At 73.5% G+C, this 2,051-nt stretch carries 2 pseudogenes; both read right to left on the reverse strand.

Annotated features, from left to right (window positions below):
* Positions 1–190 (reverse strand): annotated as a pseudogene (locus AC30N0_RS11950) (hypothetical protein); the annotation flags it as partial.
* Between the two features lie 160 nt (positions 191–350).
* Positions 351–2,051, reverse strand: a pseudogene (locus AC30N0_RS11955) (acetyl/propionyl/methylcrotonyl-CoA carboxylase subunit alpha); the annotation flags it as partial.

The raw sequence follows: 2,051 nt of genomic DNA on the forward strand, positions 1-2,051 counted from the left end.
TTACCGCCGCGGGCGTGCGCGGGATGGGGTGGGCTGGGGTCACGACGAGGCCGGGGCGCCAGCCCACGCCCGAAGCCGCGGGCTCGCGCCGTCCGAGCACGGCGACGGTGCCCGCGCCGACGCGCTCGACGATGTCGGCGAGCGACTCCGAGCCGTCGTGCAGGGACTGCGAATCTCGATGGCTGTTCATGAGGGACCTTCCACGTCGATGCCAGGACCCGCAAGGTACGCCCCGGGACGCGGCAGCGAACCCGCCGAACGGCGGGTCGGGCCGTCACCTGAGGCGGGAGCCGGCCCTTTGCAAGAGCCGCGCCGCGCCGGCGGGGGGCACCGGCAAGCCGCCGTTGGACCTAGTCGAACTCGACCAGCTCGGCGCCTTCGCCGACCTGGTCGCCAGCGGCGAAGCGGAACGACTTCACCGTGCCAGCGTGCGGCGCGCTGATGGTGTGCTCCATCTTCATCGCCTCGAGCACGAGGAGCGGCGCGCCCTTGTCGACGGCATCGCCCGCTTTCGCCAGCAGGGCGATGACCTTGCCCGGCATCGGCGCGACGAGGCCGCTGCCTTCTTCCTCGTGGGCCGAGCCGGCCCCGTCGACGGGATCGACGACGACGAGCACGTGGTGGCGGCCGGCCACGAAGACATGGCGCGCGTCGCGGTCGGCGACGACCACCGCCGCGACGCGACGCTCGCCGATCGTCCCCGTGAGCTCGCCCTGCTCTCTAATCGGCTCGACGCGCGCCGTCGCAGGCGGCCCGCCGTCGACGGCGAGCTCCCAATGCCCCGCCTGCGGCAGCGCCCAGGCCTCGACCTCGCGCAACGTCTCGCCGCTGCGCAGGGCCACGCGACGCGGCGCGCGGCCGTTCAGGCGCCAGCCGTCGAGGCGGCGCCAGGGCGAACCTTCGTCGCCGGCGCCGCGGGCCGCCTGCACAGCGGCATCGGCATCGCGCTGCAGCTCGGCCAGCGCTGCGGCGAGGAACACGTCTTCGCCCGGCGGCTCGGCCGGCGGGAACAGGCGTGCCTGCTCGCGCTCGATCAGGCCCGTGTCTAGGTCGGCCGAGGCGAACGACGGCGTCGCGATCAGCCGGCCGAGGAAGGCGACGTTGTTGGCGACGCCGACGATGCGGTAGCGGCCGAGCGCGGCCTGCATGCGGGCGAGCGCCGTGGCGCGATCGGGCCCGTGCACGATCAGCTTGGCGATCATCGGGTCGTAGAACGGGGTGATCGAGTCGCCCTGCTCGACGCCGGTGTCGACGCGGACGCCCTCGCCCTGCTCGGGCGGCACCAGGTGAAGCAGCCGGCCGGTCGACGGCAGGAAGCCGCGGTCCGGGTCCTCGGCGTAGACGCGCGCCTCGATGGCGTGGCCATGGACCCTGAGCTCGTCCTGCGTCTTGGGCAAAGGCTCGCCCGAGGCGACGCGAAGCTGCCACTCGACGAGGTCGAGGCCGGTGATCATCTCGGTCACCGGGTGCTCGACCTGCAGCCGCGTGTTCATCTCCATGAAGTAGAAGCGGCCGTCCGGATGGGCGATGAACTCCACCGTGCCGGCACCGACGTAGCCGACCGCCTGCGCCGCCTCGACCGCTGCCCGGCCCATCGCGGCGCGGCGCTCGGTGGTCATGCCCGGCGCCGGCGCTTCCTCGAGCACCTTCTGGTGCCGCCGCTGCACCGAGCAGTCGCGCTCGAACAGGTGCACGCAGTGGCCGTGCGAATCGGCGAAGACCTGGATCTCGATGTGGCGCGGCTTCAGCACTTACTGCTCGACGCGGACGGCGTCGTCGCCGAAGGCGCTGCTCGCCTCGCGCTTGCACGAGGCGAGCGCCGCGGCGAAGTCGGCTTCCGCGTCGACGCGGCGCATGCCCTTGCCGCCGCCGCCGGCACTGGCCTTGATGAGCACCGGGTAGCCGATCCGCGTCGCTTCGCGCTGCAGCAGCGCCGGGTCCTGGTCGGCGCCGTGGTAGCCGGGCGTGAGCGGCACGCCGGCCTTTTCCATCAGCGCCTTGGCCTCCGACTTGCGGCCCATGGCGCGGATCGCCGCCGGGGGCGGGCCGAT

The organism is Rhizobacter sp. (assembly GCF_031412495.1).
Classification (GTDB): domain Bacteria; phylum Pseudomonadota; class Gammaproteobacteria; order Burkholderiales; family Burkholderiaceae_C; genus Schlegelella_A.